General features: G+C 36.3%; 20 protein-coding genes and 2 tRNA genes. 12 read left to right on the top strand and 10 right to left on the bottom strand.

Annotated features, from left to right (window positions below; translation table 11 throughout):
* The 4 genes from QZV03_RS04475 to QZV03_RS04460 all read left to right on the top strand — a co-directional run.
* On the top strand, positions 1-589 hold a 589-nt coding region (locus tag QZV03_RS04475; RefSeq protein ID WP_296874500.1), incomplete at its 5' end, for a thiamine pyrophosphate-dependent enzyme.
* A 9-nt stretch (positions 590-598) separates the two neighbouring features.
* Positions 599-1,099: a 4Fe-4S dicluster domain-containing protein gene (locus QZV03_RS04470; RefSeq protein ID WP_296874499.1), complete on the top strand. Its 501-nt coding sequence runs from the start codon at positions 599-601 to the stop codon at positions 1,097-1,099.
* Between the two features lie 6 nt (positions 1,100-1,105).
* Positions 1,106-1,345 (top strand): 4Fe-4S binding protein, encoded by a 240-nt coding sequence (locus QZV03_RS04465; protein WP_296874498.1) that lies wholly within the window; start codon positions 1,106-1,108, stop codon positions 1,343-1,345.
* 50 nt (positions 1,346-1,395) lie between these two features.
* Positions 1,396-2,238 carry a fumarate hydratase gene (locus QZV03_RS04460; RefSeq protein ID WP_296874497.1) on the top strand — a complete coding sequence of 281 codons (843 nt, stop codon included), beginning with the start codon at positions 1,396-1,398 and terminating at the stop codon, positions 2,236-2,238.
* A gap of 1 nt (position 2,239) precedes the next feature.
* On the opposite strand, the gene QZV03_RS04455 is transcribed toward QZV03_RS04460, so the two are convergent.
* From QZV03_RS04455 to QZV03_RS04435, 5 genes are all read right to left on the bottom strand, one after another.
* Positions 2,240-3,124, bottom strand: a complete 885-nt coding sequence (locus QZV03_RS04455) for a phosphate uptake regulator PhoU (protein ID WP_296874496.1) — start codon at positions 3,122-3,124, stop codon at positions 2,240-2,242.
* Between the two features lie 8 nt (positions 3,125-3,132).
* Positions 3,133-4,014 (bottom strand): hypothetical protein, encoded by an 882-nt coding sequence (locus QZV03_RS04450; RefSeq protein WP_296874495.1) that lies wholly within the window; start codon positions 4,012-4,014, stop codon positions 3,133-3,135.
* A gap of 144 nt (positions 4,015-4,158) precedes the next feature.
* Positions 4,159-4,231 (bottom strand) — tRNA-Thr (locus tag QZV03_RS04445).
* 26 nt (positions 4,232-4,257) lie between these two features.
* A tRNA-Leu gene (locus QZV03_RS04440) sits at positions 4,258-4,340 on the bottom strand.
* 67 nt (positions 4,341-4,407) lie between these two features.
* Positions 4,408-4,761 (bottom strand): hypothetical protein, encoded by a 354-nt coding sequence (locus QZV03_RS04435; protein WP_296874494.1) that lies wholly within the window; start codon positions 4,759-4,761, stop codon positions 4,408-4,410.
* Positions 4,762-4,895: 134 nt separating this feature from the next.
* Between QZV03_RS04435 and QZV03_RS04430 the strand changes: the two genes are divergently transcribed.
* The 7 genes from QZV03_RS04430 (at position 4,896) to QZV03_RS04400 (ending at position 10,155) form a co-directional block, all read left to right on the top strand.
* On the top strand, positions 4,896-5,063 hold the full coding sequence (locus tag QZV03_RS04430) for a 4Fe-4S binding protein (protein WP_342764223.1): 168 nt from the start codon (positions 4,896-4,898) through the stop codon (positions 5,061-5,063).
* Between the two features lie 8 nt (positions 5,064-5,071).
* On the top strand, positions 5,072-5,842 hold the full coding sequence (locus QZV03_RS04425) for a TrmB family transcriptional regulator sugar-binding domain-containing protein (protein ID WP_296874493.1): 771 nt from the start codon (positions 5,072-5,074) through the stop codon (positions 5,840-5,842).
* Positions 5,843-5,853: 11 nt separating this feature from the next.
* A complete protein-coding gene (locus QZV03_RS04420) occupies positions 5,854-7,137 on the top strand; it encodes an oligosaccharide repeat unit polymerase family protein (RefSeq protein WP_296874492.1) in 1,284 nt (427 codons plus the stop codon).
* 280 nt (positions 7,138-7,417) lie between these two features.
* Positions 7,418-8,050 (top strand): cobalt transporter CbiM, encoded by a 633-nt coding sequence (gene cbiM / locus QZV03_RS04415; RefSeq protein WP_296874491.1) that lies wholly within the window; start codon positions 7,418-7,420, stop codon positions 8,048-8,050.
* Between the two features lies 1 nt (position 8,051).
* Positions 8,052-8,357 carry a PDGLE domain-containing protein gene (locus QZV03_RS04410; protein ID WP_296874490.1) on the top strand — a complete coding sequence of 102 codons (306 nt, stop codon included), beginning with the start codon at positions 8,052-8,054 and terminating at the stop codon, positions 8,355-8,357.
* 119 nt (positions 8,358-8,476) lie between these two features.
* Positions 8,477-9,307, top strand: a complete 831-nt coding sequence (gene cbiQ / locus QZV03_RS04405; protein ID WP_296874489.1) for a cobalt ECF transporter T component CbiQ — start codon at positions 8,477-8,479, stop codon at positions 9,305-9,307.
* An 8-nt stretch (positions 9,308-9,315) separates the two neighbouring features.
* Positions 9,316-10,155, top strand: coding sequence for an ATP-binding cassette domain-containing protein (locus QZV03_RS04400; RefSeq protein WP_296874488.1), 840 nt, complete (start codon positions 9,316-9,318; stop codon positions 10,153-10,155).
* Here QZV03_RS04400 and QZV03_RS04395 read toward each other — a convergent pair.
* The 4 genes from QZV03_RS04395 to feoB (QZV03_RS04380) form a co-directional block, all read right to left on the bottom strand.
* On the bottom strand, positions 10,152-10,355 hold the full coding sequence (locus QZV03_RS04395) for a hypothetical protein (RefSeq protein ID WP_296874487.1): 204 nt from the start codon (positions 10,353-10,355) through the stop codon (positions 10,152-10,154). The two genes, QZV03_RS04400 and QZV03_RS04395, sit on opposite strands and share 4 nt — an antisense overlap.
* A 50-nt stretch (positions 10,356-10,405) precedes the next feature.
* The gene (locus QZV03_RS04390) at positions 10,406-10,636 is read right to left on the bottom strand and encodes a FeoA family protein (RefSeq protein WP_296874486.1); all 231 of its coding nucleotides are present in this window, start codon (positions 10,634-10,636) and stop codon (positions 10,406-10,408) included.
* Positions 10,637-10,769: 133 nt separating this feature from the next.
* Positions 10,770-12,824, bottom strand: a complete 2,055-nt coding sequence (gene feoB, locus QZV03_RS04385; protein WP_296874485.1) for a ferrous iron transport protein B — start codon at positions 12,822-12,824, stop codon at positions 10,770-10,772.
* 200 nt (positions 12,825-13,024) lie between these two features.
* Positions 13,025-15,043: a ferrous iron transport protein B gene (gene feoB, locus QZV03_RS04380; RefSeq protein ID WP_342764224.1), complete on the bottom strand. Its 2,019-nt coding sequence runs from the start codon at positions 15,041-15,043 to the stop codon at positions 13,025-13,027.
* A gap of 183 nt (positions 15,044-15,226) precedes the next feature.
* Here feoB (QZV03_RS04380) and QZV03_RS04375 point away from each other — a divergent pair, with 183 nt between their 5' ends.
* On the top strand, positions 15,227-16,234 hold the full coding sequence (locus tag QZV03_RS04375; protein ID WP_296874483.1) for a lipopolysaccharide assembly protein LapB: 1,008 nt from the start codon (positions 15,227-15,229) through the stop codon (positions 16,232-16,234).
* Between the two features lie 255 nt (positions 16,235-16,489).
* On the opposite strand, the gene QZV03_RS04370 is transcribed toward QZV03_RS04375, so the two are convergent.
* Positions 16,490-16,984 carry a hypothetical protein gene (locus tag QZV03_RS04370; protein ID WP_296874482.1) on the bottom strand — a complete coding sequence of 165 codons (495 nt, stop codon included), beginning with the start codon at positions 16,982-16,984 and terminating at the stop codon, positions 16,490-16,492.

Raw genomic sequence — 16,984 nt, 5'->3', positions numbered from 1 at the left:
CGGTGGTGACGGAGGAACTGTAGATATCGGTTTACAATCCTTATCCGGAGCTATGGAAAGAGGACACAACATGACCTACATCTGTTACGATAACGAAGCTTACATGAACACAGGTATCCAAAGAAGTGGAGCAACTCCATTTGGTGCAACCACAACTACCTCACCAAAAGGAAGCGGAAGCTTCGGGGAAGACAAACCTAAGAAAAACATGCCTATGATTATGGCTGCCCACGGAATACCTTATGTCGCTACCGCTTCAATCGCATATCCTGAAGATTACGTGAACAAAGTTAAAAAAGCTGCAGAAACCAAAGGCCCTGCATATATCCACTTACAACAACCATGTACTACCGGTTGGGGATATCCTTCTGAAAAAACTATTGAAATGGGTAGATTAGCTGTAGAAACTGGATCTTGGATTTTATATGAAATCGTAAACGGTAAATTCGAAATCACTTACAGGCCTGAAGAAAGAAAACCTGTAAAAGAATATCTCGCACCACAAAAAAGATTCAGACACTTAGATGATGAACTCATTGAAAAAATCCAAAAATATGTAGATGCAGAGTGTGAAGAATTAGGTTTATAAGGTGATACAATGGAAAAAATTTCTGTTAACAGTAATTTATGTGACGGATGTATGAACTGTGAAAACATGTGCGCATCTGTTCATAGATCCAGTAGAATAAAAATCGTAGAATATCATTCTTCCTTTTATTCCATTGTATGTCAACACTGTGAAAGTGCACCATGTATTACAATCTGTCCAACAGAAGCCATAACCGATGAGGGAGTGGACACCTCCAAATGTATCGGATGTGGACTCTGTGTTATGGTTTGTCCGTTTGGTGCAATGACATTTGATGCAAACATTGCTGAAAAATGTGACCTCTGTGCTGATAGAGAAGAAGGACCTGCATGTATCAAAGCCTGTACCAAAAGAGCTATCAGTATTCTTGATCCTGCTAAAGTCAAATCCAAAAATCAGGAAAAATATCTTTCCAAAATGGCAGGATTATATGAACCTGACAAGAAAAAAGGCGGCTTTGTCCATGTACTGACAAGTCAAGCAAGAGCAAGACTTGTGCTAGAAGAATAAAAAATTATGTTTAATTCAGGAAACTGTACTACATGTACAACCTGTGGAAGTTGTCAACAAACACCAAATGTTGACACTCCAACCTTATTTTGTATGAACTGTGAACCATCAGATGCACCATGTCTAAAAGTCTGCAAGGAAAATGCCATTGAGGTTTTAGGCGGAGCCATCATTATCAACAGCGAAAAATGCAATCTCTGCAGAGACTGTGTCGATGCCTGCCCCCACAACATTATCAAAATATAAATATTTCAAAAACCAAAAATAACAATAATTAATTTTATAAGGGTTTTATTTTGATTACTAAAGATGTTATTAAAGAAAGTGTTTATGAACTTTACAAGCAGGCAGTTATCGTTCTTGGTGATGATGTAAAAAAATCACTTGAAGACGCATTAAAAATAGAAGAACATGAACTTGCAAGGCTAAATATTGAAGCCATATTAAAAAATATTGAACTTGCCGAAGAAAAAGGCATTCCAATGTGTCAGGATACAGGCCTGCCCGTTGTTTTTGTAAAATTGGGAAATGTTGAGGTTGAAAATCTGCGTGAAGGAATAGAGGAAGGAATAAAAAAAGCCACAACAGACGTGCCAATCAGACCAAACATTGTAGATCCCCTAACACGTGAAAACACCAACATAAACGTTGGAGATTACATTCCACCAATCGACATTGAACTGATAGACGAAGACTACCTTGAAATAACAATTTTACCGAAAGGATTCGGTTCAGAAAACAACAACGCCCTAAAAATGGCATTGCCTGCCGAAGGAATTGAAGGAATAAAGGAATTTGTAGTGGAATCAGTTCTTAAAGCAAAAGGAAAACCATGCCCTCCAACCGTAGTGGGTGTCGGAATCGGAGGAACATCAGACCTGTGTCTAAAATTAGGTAAAAAAGCGTTGCTCGGCAAAGTTGGTGAAAGAAACCCTGACCCACAAATAGCCAAACTCGAAGAAGAGATACTTGAAGAAATCAACGCTTCAGGAATCGGACCTATGGGACTCGGTGGAAAAACAACAACACTTGACGTTAAAATCCTGAAGGCCCATACACATACCGCAGGATTGCCAATAGGTGTCTGCATCCAATGCTGGGCAGACAGGCATGCGACAACAAGAATCTACGACGAATAGATTATCTGAATGTTCTTGGAGTGGTTGGTCTTGGAATATTGTCGTGGAATTCCACTGCAACATCAACCATTTCCACAGAAATGTCACCTATTCTTTTAAAAGCCTTCACCAGCCTGAATAAGTAAATAAAATAATTTGAACGCTCTTTTTCATCAAAGGTACTTTCAGCCATTTGAGTTGCAATCAAATTTATTGCCTTGGATTGCATTATATGAATTGTATCCGCCAAATCCATAACATCATCTTTCAGCTCGGTTTTGCCTTCAATAAATGCCTTCATGGCAATACTAATCATGGATTGTGCAGTCTTATACATCTTTTTCAATTTTTTCAATATGTTGTCATCAATCTCATAAACATCATTGATTACAAATTTTGCAATATGACCGCAGTAGTCCCCAATACGCTCCAGGTCATATGCAATCTCATTGTAAAGAATTGATTTTGAAATTTCGGAATGCTGATTGATGCTGACAATGGTTTCAACGGAGGTTCTGATTTTTTCAACCATATTGTTTGTGGCAAAGTCCATCTCCAACGCCTTGCTTGCCTTATCCTCATCATATTCCAAAACAGCATCAAAGGACATTTCAAGCTGTGAGTGGACATGTCTTGCCATATTGGCCAACATATCATTGATTAAAACATTGCCAGGAGAATTTTTGGTATTGACATAATCCCCAACAGATTCTACCGCATTCTGATAGCTTTTCAAATCAATCATGTATGCTCTTTTGACTGTGCCCTCCTTGACAAGGGGCTGCAACAGTTGAGTGACATATCTGCGTGTGATTCCTAATTTTTCGGCTATTTCATCCTGGGTGGATGGATTTTCATATAAAATCAAATCCAGAATTTCCTTTAATGTCTTATCACGTTTGCTCATTTAACTCACTATTTCTTATAGTCATCCAAAAGATCATTAGATTCAAATTGGATATTGCTTGAAGACCTGTTAATACCGGTTTGAGGTTTTTCTTCACTTAAATGATTTTCAAATTGAACCTTATCCTCATGTCTTAGCTGATTTATCGGTTTGTGATTTCTTACACGAATACCTTTTCTTTTTTTCTCATATGCAAAGTCATCATGTTTTGGAGAGTGATGAACTTTTCTGGCATTGGATTTGGAGAAATTTCCCTGATTAACTTTATGCGAGAACATTTTGGATTCTTTTTCAGTGTCCCTGGCAGACACCAATATTTTATATATCACAAAGACAATCAATATCAATGCAATAACTGCAATTGGAAAGTCAAACCTGGCAAATACTCCGTCATAGATATTGGTTATGACATTTCCCGCATCTACAAAACCCCTTGCCAGGAATATTAATCCAACGAATGCAATGATTGCACCGTGTGATTTTTTAATTATATCCGGATTTAAAAGCAGAGGATATACGCTGATAATAATCATTGCTACTCCTAAAATCCTGTATAAACTGTTATTTGCCAAATTCTGTAGGGACAGGAATGCATTAAGGAATGTTTGAGGTAAAATTCCCCATTGAGATAATAAAGCGAAAATTAATAATAATTGAATTAAGCCTATAACAACCAATGGAAATATATATGCGATTTCCCATTCAAAACTTTTACTGAACTTTGCTTCAGAAACAGGGTTGGATAAAGCTTCAGTAAGCATGTTGTACAATACAGAACTGATAACAGAACCGATGATTGTACCGGCAACTCCTAAGATTGATGTCAACACTGCCACAAAAGCAGATATGAAACCTACGAGTATTATCTTTTTATGATTCAATTTTTTCACCTTAAAAATTTTATTTATAATATTTTTAATTTATAACAATTTAAACTTTAAGGTAGTTAGCAGTATTTAAAACTTTTGATTGGAAAAAAATTAGAAAGAATACTCATGTAAAATGCAAATATCCTTAAAAAAAATAGTTTTGAAAGCCTTAGGGGGGATTCGAACCCCCGACTTCTACCTTACCAAGGTAGCGCTCTACCACCTGAGCCACTAAGGCGAAATTATCGGAAAAAATATAAGTAGTGCATGGGAAGGGATTCGAACCCTCGAAGGCCTATGCCAAAGGATCTTAAGTCCTTCCCCTTTGGCCGCTCGGGCACCCATGCATATAATAACTAATATGTGCATGTATACTATATAAATGTTTTGGTTTTTTGAAAATTTTTATCAAATTTAAACCAAACCATTATTAAAAGAATATAACCATAATGAAACGGAAGTCAATATTAAAATCACAATTACCCAAACAACAATGAATACTTTCTTAATGTCGGATTCGCCTTTAGTAAAATATTTTTCACCAGGCATATCACTGGAAATCTGACGGTTGTTCTTGTATTTATCATCATTTCTAAGATAGCAATAAAATGCCCTTGTAATGAAATAGAATATTACAAACATGAAAACGCCTACAAAAGGCAATAATCCACCATTTAAAAATAAGGCTGAAACTGATGAGAACAATAACATTAAAAACATGAAAAATAAAACGGACAATATTATTGAAATACCCTTGTTAAATATCATTTATTACACCTACTAAAGTTTTTGTCAATTATAATATTAAAAACTTTAGGAATGCCAAAAAATTATTTTCAACAAACTATATAAACATTGAGAAAGTTAAATTAAATCATAATAAAATTTTAATGGTGTATCAATTGAAAGTAGATATGGAAGAATGTGGAGTTTGCGAAGATTGTATTGATGTATGTTTAGAAGAAGCAATTCAAAGAAGAGCATACACAATCATTATCGATGAAAGCAAATGCAACAATTGCGGCGAATGCGTTGACGTTTGTCCAGTTGGCGCATTATATGAAGAATAGGATCTTTTATGAAATTGAAATTCACAATAATTGATTACATAATAATTATATTGGTGATATGTGCAGTCATTTTTGCATTTATTCATATCACTACCGATGATTCATCCGACCTTAAAAAAACTGCTTTTGATGAATCAACTGTCAATAAAATACCTGACACTTACCTCAAATACTATAAAGACGGTTATATTATAAAAGCCAATGTTGAAGGATACAATGCAACCGATGGAAACAGAACAACATTAAACGGTACAGTCGTCTGGGAAGATGACAACGGCGGAAACGGAGTCAAACTGTTGATTGATTCTAACAACAAGACATATCTGGTTGGATTGTACAGAACAGTTCCAAACGCTGACATCTACATTGACCACATCAGTTTGGAAAGCAATGGTGAAAAATATAAGAATTTATATGAATTCAAAGTCAAACCGGTGGAGATAACCTCCATTAAGGATTTGACAAGCAAGCTTCCGGATGACGGAAACTATGAAATCACAACAACATTATCCGTTGATTCACTTAGCTCCAAAGACTTGCAAAAAATTTCCAGCAAAATTGTAACTGACTCCAAGAGGGAATCCATCAAATCAAGTGACTATGACAATGAATTGGCCATTAAAAAGGCAACAAAACAAAACCTTGAGGATGCGGATGCAATTTTAGGAAACATTGATGCGGCATCATACGAAATCACAATAAGACTTTATGATGCAACCGAAAGCCAGATCAATGAAATTAACAAAAACTTTGATGTTAAAAACATGAGAACCTTTTAGTTGTGTAGACAATGAGCGTTATTTACTCTACCTTAACTTCAATAATAAATAGGATTAGTGACGAGATTCATAAATCCTTTTTATTTACATTTATTTTTACAATTCTAGAATTTATTGAAAAGCAATGGACCAGCAGCTATTTCAAAAGGTTCTATCCAAGCGAGAATTTTTTAGGATTTTTTAACAAAAGCATAATCCTGAAAAATCACATCTTCAATCCGTTGATTGTGCTTTTTTTATTTGCACTGTTTCTGATTTTATCAATGAGTGCACCATCCACCAGTCTGGTGATTACACTGATTCTGGCGTTTGCCGGTTTTTTTATCGGATCTGCACTGCTTCCAAGATACATTTTAAAAAATGATTTGAAAAATATTATCCAATTCCAAAGAAAGGACATTTACTCAATTGGTTTTTGCCTTATTTTGGTAAGTATCGTGTTTTTCTTCATAAGCGTTGCTTCAGTTGGAGGAATTCCTCTCATAAAGCCTTCAATCAGATACCTGCTAAAACCTATCCTTACAATGCCGGTATTTCTCATCATACCTGGAACATGTCTGGTTGCAAGTGCATATCTAAAGGATTTCAACGACTCAAAAATCACCCGTTCACAGGTGAGATTCAGATTCATATTTTTGCTTGCAATTGACTGTGCATTTTTATTGCTTCTAGGCTATAGGACACCACTACTTGCAGCATTTCTCATCATAATTATTATAGGTTTCTATGGAAATATTGTTTCTCTATGGGAAGTTATAGTTGGTGCACTAATTGGTATAGGTGCGATAGTAGGAATTGGTTATTTTCGTTCATTAGGAGAGATGACAATCACCTCATCAACAAGCCCATTCTACACACTTCAGTCCAGAGCGGACTTTACACTGCATGTTTTGAACCTTCTCGATTTCATTGGAGGAAACTTCGGCCTTACACACGGACACATGCTTGCCAGCTCAATTCCGGGAAGCGACCTGGGACCGAGGATGATGGTTGGAAAACTCATAGCATGGAGAACAGAAGTGACCGTGACCCCGACACTTATCGGGCAGATGGTTGTGGACTTTGGAAAGGTAGGAGTTTTTGTCGGGATGATGCTTCTTGGATTCATTTTGGGAATCGGATTTAAAATAGTTCAAATCACCAAAAACTATTTTTACATTGGATTATATGCATTATTGTTAACCTACACCATTTTAGGAATTGAAACCGGAATCTTAGACATTCAGGTATTGATTTATTTTGCAATAGCTATTTTTATCTATTTTACCTGCATCAGACGCTCATTTTGCAAATAGTAATACTAATTTCAAAAATAACACTCAAAAAATATTACTTAACGTATTACTTAACTTTAAAAATAATACAAAAAAGTATTACTTTAATAATCTTTATATACTGAAATTAAATTAACATATTAAATGTCAAGAGCAATAATGAGTTTATTAACCATTAAACTTAATAAAACTCCCAATACACTTGATATTAAGAAAATAATTAAAATATATTACATTTCTAGTAATACTATTTTACTGAAAATATGGTAAAAAGTATTACTGAAAAAATGGAGGAATAAATTTGCATATACCTGACGGATTTATACCTATTGCACAATGTCTAGTATACTATGTAATATTGATTGTTGCATTATACTTCTCAGTAAGATGGGCAAGATCCAATTTAGATGAAAAACGTATACCTCTTTTAGCAGTTCTCGCAGCAGGTATCTTTGCAATCATGTCTATGAATATGCCTATTCCATTCGGTACCAGTGGACACATGGTTGGTGGAGCTTTAGTTGCAATAGTATTTTTAGCACCTGAAGCTGCAGTACTTGTATTTACAGTAGTACTTCTAATCCAGGCACTAATCTTTGGAGACGGAGGAATCACTGCTTTAGGAGCAAATGTATTGAACATGGCAATCGTTGGAGGTTTCGTTGGATTATACACCTTCAAAGGATTGAACGGAATTATAGGAAAATACCCTGCAGCAGGTGTTGCAGCATGGCTTGCAACCGTCATTGCGGCATTAGCCTGTGCAATCGAAATGGGTATCGCAGGAACATTCCCAATAAACATCGGTATTCCATCAATGGTATTATACCACTTCTTTATTGGAATAATCGAAGCAGTATTAACTGTGATTGTTCTTGTGGCATTAGACAAATTCAGACCAGATCTACTTGCATGGAACAAGGGGGACGCATAAAATGGAACAAAAAGATTTAATGTTAATTGGTATTGCAGTAGTAATCTGTGTAATAATCTGTGTGCTTTCACCATACATTGCATCTGGTGACCCAGACGGATTAGAAAAATCTGCAGAGGACTCCGGACTTCCGGAAGATTTCTCAGTAGAAGAAATCAAAGGAATACCTGGAGCAATATTCCCCGATTATGCATTTGCAAGTAATCCTGATAACCAAATGTTGCAAATTGTGGCCTTGGTAATAGGTACAATAGTAACCTTAGTTTTAGGATATGCGGTTGCAGAGGTCGTAAGAAACAGAAATTAAATAAGTTTTATTTAATTTCTTTATTCCCTTTTTTTTAAAAAGTAATTGAAATTGACTAAAATTGACATAACCAAATAATAATATATGACTAATTTTTAATATTATAATAGTGAATAATCATGCCTGACATAACACAGATTATAAGATTTGATGACTTAGCGTCACAGAATAGCCCAATTCATGATTTGGAAGGGAGAATAAAACTCATTTCCACCATTTTTATAATCATAGTTTGTGTTGTTTCACAGGAAATTTTCATACCCCTTGTTTTAGAAATAGTATTGCTTGTTATTCTGAAAATGGCAAAATTATCCTATATTGATTCTTTTAAGAGACTTTTGATGCTGCTTCCATTCGGTGGAGCGATCATAATTTTTCAGCCATTCATACAGCCGGGAAATGTTATCTGGAGTTACTCATGGCTTACCGTCACTGATGTCGGACTGAACTGGGCGGTGCTGTTATTGGTGCGTATGATAACCACCTTGACTGCGATAATCATCTACTCATCAACCACTCCTCTGCAGGAAATGGCCAGTTCCTTTAGAAAACTTAAGATGCCGAGAGATTTGGCAATGATTCTTTCAATCATGGTCCGCTTCCTCTTTCTGTTTGTTGATGAACTTGCTGCAATCCGCAAAAGTCAAAAATCAAGAAACTTCAGCATCCACGCGAAAAACACTCCCTACAAATGGAGAGTCAAACAGGTGGGCTACACCATAGGAATGATGTTTTTAAAGGCATATGAACAAGGTGAAAGGGTTCACAAAAGTATGGTGAGTCGTGGTTTTTCGGATGCCTCTGAAATGTTTGATGAAAAGAAATCTCCCGAAAGAAGCGATTATATGTTCTTATTGGCAATAATCATAATAGTCATAATAATTGAAATCATCATATTCAAATACTCCGGACAGTTAGGTTACTTCGGACAGAAATTATCAATTAATTAGGTGGAATAATGGAACAAATTCATTTAGAGACAAAAAACTTATCATTTACATATCCAGATGGAACTCAAGCTTTAAAAAATGTCAACATTAAAATCAGGAAAGGCGAAAAGATAGCCATTATGGGACCGAATGGTGCCGGAAAATCCACACTGTTTTCACATTTCAACGGATTGAGCGAACCCACATCAGGACATGTTGAGATAGACGGTGAGGAAATTGTCTTTGAAAGGGATGAACTGCTTAAAGTCAGACAGAAGGTAGGTATCGTATTCCAGGATCCAAATGACCAGCTGTTTGCACCGACAGTAAAGGAAGATGTGGCATTCGGACCTATGAATTTGGGTCTTGATTATGATGAAGTCAAAAAAAGGATTGTCGAATCACTGGAAATGGTTGGTATGAGCGGGTTTGAGGATAAGACTCCACACCACCTAAGTGGCGGCCAGCAGAAAAGAGTTGCCATTGCAGGCATTGTGGCTATGAGACCTGAAATAATGATTCTTGACGAACCTACTGCGGGACTTGACCCTGAAGGTGTCGATAAGGTATTGGACATTTTAAATAAACTGAATGAAGAAGGAATAAGCATAGTCATCTCATCACATGACATTGAAATGGTCAATGAGTTTGCAGACAAGATATTTGTCCTCTACAATGGTGAGATTATTGCAGAAGGGGACAAGCATCAGATATTTTCCGATAAGGAACTGTTAAAAAAAGCTCATCTAAAAGCCCCGGTTACAACTGAAATACTTTATAAGCTAAAAGAAAACGGATTAAATGTTGATACTGAAAAATTAAGTATCGAAGAAACGGTTCAAGAAATATTAAAAGCTAAAAATATTTAATTTGTAGCTTTTTTTCTGTTTTTAATTTTATCTTTGAGTTTTACGATAAACTCGAATTCCTGATTTAGTTCTGGAGAGTTTGCAAATCCACAGTTTGGACAGTGAATCTGATTGCAGTTACTGTGTTTTCCACAGCTAGAACATCCACGGTTTTCCAAATCATTCTCATCAAATTCGAAACCGCACATACGACATTTCATGATAAACACCCTTAAAAAATAGTTAAAAAAAATAATAAAAACATTGAAGTTTATTCCACTTCAATATTTTCAGCTTCTTCTTTACGAAGACAAATATCGTATCCTTTTACACTTAACTCGATAGGATCACCTAAAGTTGCAACCTTTTTGATTTTAAGCTCTGCACCTTTAACAAAACCCATACCTAATAAGTGTCTTTTTAAACCAGCATCCCCAGTGTCGTGATACTTAACGATAGTGACTGTTTCTCCTGGTTTTGCATCTCTTAAAGTTTTTGACATTATTTCATCCTCTCTGAAAAAATAATTTTTTAGGTATACTAAACTTTGTTGTATGTAATATATAAATATTTAGTCATGACTAAAAAATTTGATGATAATTAGATTAAATCTAATCATCATTGAATTTTCATATTTATCCGAAACCAGCTAATAAACCGATATTGTATACTAAGAAGGATACAATGTATGCAGTTACCAAAGTGATACCGGACATTATTAATGGCCATTTGAAACCATTGGTTTCCTGTCTGATTGCACCGATAGCAGCGAAACATGGTATGTATAATAATGTGAACACCATGAATGCGAATGAAGACAATGGAGTGAACAAGTCTTTAACCATTGCAGTCATTCCAGCTTCATCATCCTCTTCAACACCGGATAATGTTCCGAATGTAGATACTACAACTTCTTTAGCTACTAAACCTGTAATGATTGCAATACCAGCTTGCCAGGTTCCGTAACCCATTGGAGTAAAGATTGGTGCAATTACTGAACCGATCATACCTAATATACTGTCTGCAGATCCGTATTCAACACCGAACGGCAGGGTACTTAAAATCCAGATTACAATTGTTGAACCTAAAATGATGGTACCTGCTTTTCTGAGGAACCCTTTGGTTTTCTCCCAAGTGTGTAAGAGCACACCTTTTACGGATGGGACTTTATATGTTGGAAGTTCCATAACAAACGGAGCGGACATTCCTTTGAAGAGTGTTCTTTTAAGGATAGCTGCTACAATCAATGCCACAACAATACCGATAAGATACATTGAAGTTACAATAAGGGATTGTTGAGTCACTACAAATGGTCCTAAAGCAAATACCGGAATTGCTCCGAAAAATGCTGCGGTGAACATTGCGTAGATAGGCATTCTTGCAGTACATGACATGAACGGAATAAGCATCATTGCAAGAATACGGTCTGATTCGTTTTCCATTGTTCTTGTTGCCATAATTGCAGGTACACCACAACCGAATCCTAAAATCATAGGAATGAATGCTTTACCGTGAAGACCCACAAGTTTGTGCATAACCATATCTAATGTGAATGCTGCTCTTGCTAAGTATCCGCTGTCTTCTAAAATACTTAATAACAAGAACATGATAATAATTTGAGGCAAGAATACAAGTACTCCACCTACACCCCCGATGATACCGTCATTTACAAAGGATAATAAAGTTGGATCAGAGATAACGGTTTCCATATATCCTGCCAACATTGCAAATCCTTCATCGATTGCATCACAGAATGGAGTAGAAATGGTAAATGTTAAATGGAACAACAAGAAAATAATTACAACAAATATTATTGGTGCTAAAATTCTATTGGTTACTATTTTATCGATTTTATCAGTTGTTGACTCTTTTTCAACGGAAGGTCTTTTGACAGCCTCTGCCATTAAGCCCCCGATAAATGCATATCTTGCATTTGCAACAACTTCTTCTGCACCTTCCTTATATACGTCATGAAGGTGACTTGCCACTTTGTCAACTTCAACCATAATCTGAGAACTTTTGCTTGACTGTTGAACCTTGTCGATTACGATTGAATCTTTCTCTAATAGTTTTACTGCAGTCCAAACTGAAGGAACATCCATTAATGAACTGTCTTGCTCGATTAATTCTTGAATAGGAACCAAATGTCCCCTCAATTCATCCCCGTATGATAACTTTGCGCTAGAATCAATCGGTTTTGCTGCCTGTTTTTCAACGGTTGTCAGCAATTCATCAAATCCGTCACCGGTTTTAGCGTTTACTTCAACTACCGGAAAACCTAATAGTTCACTCATCAATTTAATATTGATGATGTGGTCCTTTTTCTTAGCAAAATCGTTCATGTTAAGAGCCATTACAAGATTGGCTCCTAATTCCATCATTTGTACTGTTAAATATAAGTTTCTTTCTAAATTAGCAGCATCAACCACGTTAATAATTACATCAGAGTCATCATCCACAATGAAATCCCTTGATACGATTTCTTCCATGGAATGAGCACTTAATGCATAATTACCTGGTAAATCAATAACATCATAGTCATAGCTTCCATGCTTGAAATGACCTTCTGCCCTTTCGACAGTTTTTCCAGGCCAGTTACCTACATGTTGGCGCATACCAGTTAATCGATTAAAAACGGTGGTTTTACCCACGTTAGGATTACCTGCTAATCCTACAATTAATTCTGTCATTAACCATTCTCCCATTTTGATAACATCTTTGAAAAAAATGTTATTATTTACTAAAAAATTTTTTAGTTTAAGTCCTAATTCAAAAAAATTAGGTTTGCCTAAACAATATTACATTGTATTTTATTACATATAAATATTTAGGTATGCCAAAAACAATTTAAAAATTAAAAAAAATTACTACAAAAACATTGAATTGAAACCTACACAAACCCAACTAACAGACCCACATTATAAATCAGGAATGAAACGATGTATGCGGTTGTTATAGTAATTGCACACATGATTAAGGCCCATCTGTATCCATTGGTTTCCTGCTTGATAGCCCCAATTGTACCTATACATGGCACATACAGCAATGTGAATGCCATGAATGAATATGCTGAAAGTGGTGTGAAAGTATCCTGAACTATTCTTGTAATTCCTTCATTGTCATCACCGCTGATGCCTGAAAGAGTTCCGAAAGTAGCCACAACAACTTCCTTGGCAGCCAAACCTGAAATGATTGCAACAGCCGCTTGCCATGTTCCAAATCCTAACGGAGCAAAAATAGGGGCAATAACGCTTCCGATCTGACCCAACAGACTGTCGGCAGAGGCATATTTTACACCCAATGGGAAAATGCTTAAAACCCACAATACCACGGAACATACAAAGATCAGTGTACCTGCCTTTTTCAGGAATCCTTTTGATTTTTCCCATGTATGCAGCAATACACCCTTAACTGAAGGTATCTTGTATGTTGGAAGTTCCATTACAAATGGAGTGGACAGCCCCTTAAACATTGTCCTTTTCAGGATAGCGGCAACAATAAGCGCTACAACAATACCCAACACATACATTGACAGCAGCACAATTCCATTGTGTTCATTAAAAAACGCCGCAATAAACACTGCATAAATAGGCAGCCTTGCAGTACATGACATGAACGGAACAAGCATCATCGCAAGCATACGGTCTTTTTCATTCTCCAGGGTCCTTGTTGCCATGATGGCAGGCACCCCACAACCGAATCCCAAAACCATGGGGATGAATGCCTTACCGTGAAGCCCAACCAGCTTGTGCATTATAATATCCAATGTAAATGCGGCCCTTGCAAGATAACCGCAGTCTTCCAGAATGCTTAAGAATAAAAATATTATCACGATTACAGGCAGATATGTCAAGACCCCACCTACTCCACCGATGACCGCATCACAAATGAATGATTTGAGATATGGATTGGCTATATATACAGCAACCTCCCCTGAAAGAAACTTGAAAAATTGAGCAATCAACGCTTCAAAAGGGTCCCCCAGGACATAGGTTACTTCAAACATCAGATACATGAGTACAATGAAAATAGGAATCGCCAAAATTCTGTTGGTGACAATCTTGTCTATCTTATCACTCATGGTTTCCTTTTCAACGGCAGGTCTTTCAACAGCCTCGGCCATCAAACCTCCGATGAAGGCATATCTTGCATTTGCAATAACCTCTTCGGCACTTTCCTTGTAGATATCGTGAAGATGCTTTGACACCTTGTCTGTTTCAATGAAAATTTCAGAACTGTTCTTGGAATTCTGGACCTTTTTTATTACAATGCTGTCCTTTTCAAGCAACTTGATTGCAGTCCATATTGAAGGCACATCCAGCAGATTCTCATCCTTTTCAATTAGTTTCTGCATATCATCCAAATGCTCTTTTAGCTCGGCACCATATGCCAGCTTTAAACTGGAATCGATAGGATTTGCTGCCTGATGTTCAACGGTTGTCAGCAGCTCTTCAATTCCGTCACCAGTTTTGGCATTGATTTCAATGATTGGAAAACCAAGCAGTTCACTCATCAAGTCAATGTTAATGAAGTGTTCCCTTTTCTTGGCAAAATCGTTCATGTTAAGTGCCAATATCAAGTTTGCACCCAGCTCCATCATCTGAACTGTCAGGTACAAATTACGTTCAAGATTGGCCGCATCAACAACATTAACTATAACATCCGAATTGTCATCAACAATAAAATCCCTTGAAACAATCTCCTCGATTGTGTGGGCACTCAATGCATAATTTCCCGGCAAGTCAATAAGATTATACTCATAATTTCCATGCACAAAATGACCTTCTGCCCTTTCAACTGTCTTTCCAGGCCAATTGCCCACATGCTGATGCATACCTGTCAAAAGATTAAAAACAGTGGTCTTACCCACATTCGGATTTCCTGCCAAACCTACAATCAACTTTTCCATAACGATTCCAACGTAGCTCATCAATTAAATTTAGTATTCAAAAAAAATTAAATTCCTCTAATAATTCTATTATCCTCATATTATTTATATATATGATTTAGGCATACCAAAATTACTTATATAATTAAATATATAATTAAAAATAATAAAGATTAATTGTTATTTTCAAAAAGGGTCGATATAATGAGCGATGCTGTCGAACAGGCAAAACAGTATATTTCAAGCAAAAATTATGATGAAGCACTTAAATTAGCAAGAAAAAGGCACGGAAAAGACGATATTGATGAATATCTTAGTATTTTGGACTTGCTTATTGATGAAGATTTTCTGCTTGCACTTGAAGAGAAGGGAATGTATTACCAATACTATGACGAAAGCCATGACAACGGAGACTACGGTGAAAGATACTTTGACAAATATCTCGAAAAGCAACCTAGATCCATTAATGTCATTTCAGACAAGGCACTGTCAAGGTTCAACAAGGGCCACATTGATGAGGCAATGGACTACATGGACAAGGCCTATGAAAAATACAGTTCCTATTCAAAAATCGAAAAGCCAAGAATCAAGAAAAATGAGGTGCTGATGGGTAAAATCGAACTGCAGATTCAGGCAAAGCAGTATCATGATGCCCTGATCAATCTAAACAAGTACGAAAATCAGTACGGAATCGATGAAAAACTGCTCCTATACAAAGGCCAGATGCTTCAAAAGGAAGGCAAAAACCGGGACGCCATCGACTATCTGAACAAATCCCTGGAAAATGAGGACACACTAGTAGGATTTAATGCAAAGGCCGATGCACTCTATGAGCTTGGAGAATATAAGGATGCGCTTAAGGCATACAACAGATGCATCCAATATGAAAAAAGAGCCAACCCGGATTTGGAACTGCGTACCAACTTCAACTACAAGGCTGCGTTCTGCTGTGTCGAGCTGGGCGATGATCAGGAAGCGGTAAAGCATTTGAACAAGACCATCAGCATGCTGAACGAGTATGGAAGGCTTCCGAATGACCTGGAAAAAATCTATCAGAAATGCTCATTTGAAAAGGAAAGGATCATGAAAACCGGACAGGTTAAGGACAGCGAGTTCAAGCAATCCAAATTCATATCCTACAAATCTGCAATCTACATTTTGATAGTCATACTTATTTTATATGTTCTCTTAAAATTATTGGGATACGGATAGTTTAGGTATGCCTAAAAATTTAGAAACATTTATATACTATGAGAACATACTTTAATACAAGTGACATAAATTTAGGCAAACCTAAATTTTCACTTATACAGTTAAATACAATCTCTAAAAAAAGGTATTAAATTAACTTTTCACAATTTTTTAATTTAATACACGGAAAATTAATCTGCCAAATTTTCCAAAATCAGTCAAAATTGGTGTTTAATCTCTCCTCCATATAATTAAACACCAACCTCAATTATTTTTTTAATATCCTTCACCGTCATATGTAGCGGCATCATCGTAGATTTCTTCATCCCAATAGTTATCTTCGATATAATCATCTATTTTCTGATTCAAACCCCAATTATGATTATCATAATAGGTATATGCATTAAAACCTGATTTTATTGTTTTTACGGTTACATCCTTTGTTTTTGAAGCGGATTTATATTTGCTGTCACCGTCAAATTTTACCTCAACACTATATGTGCCAGGATCATATTTCAAGCGAAGATGCTTGTATGGCGCATAGGCCCATTTATAGTCCCCGTTGGAAGCGGTGATTTTATAGTGAAGGGTTCCTTTGCTTTTGATTTCCTTGCCTTTACTGTCAACAAGCTTGATAATGATAACTCCCTTACCGTTAAGCCACTTATCGGTTGAAATCTTTACTTTCACCTTTTCTTTTGCAGATACCGGGCTCAGCAATAGCAGGAAAGCCCCCAATAATATTAATATGATGACGATTTTTTTGTTCAT

This window comes from uncultured Methanobrevibacter sp., assembly GCF_902788255.1.
GTDB lineage: Archaea > Methanobacteriota > Methanobacteria > Methanobacteriales > Methanobacteriaceae > Methanocatella.
This window is presented reverse-complemented; position numbering and strand designations above follow the sequence as displayed.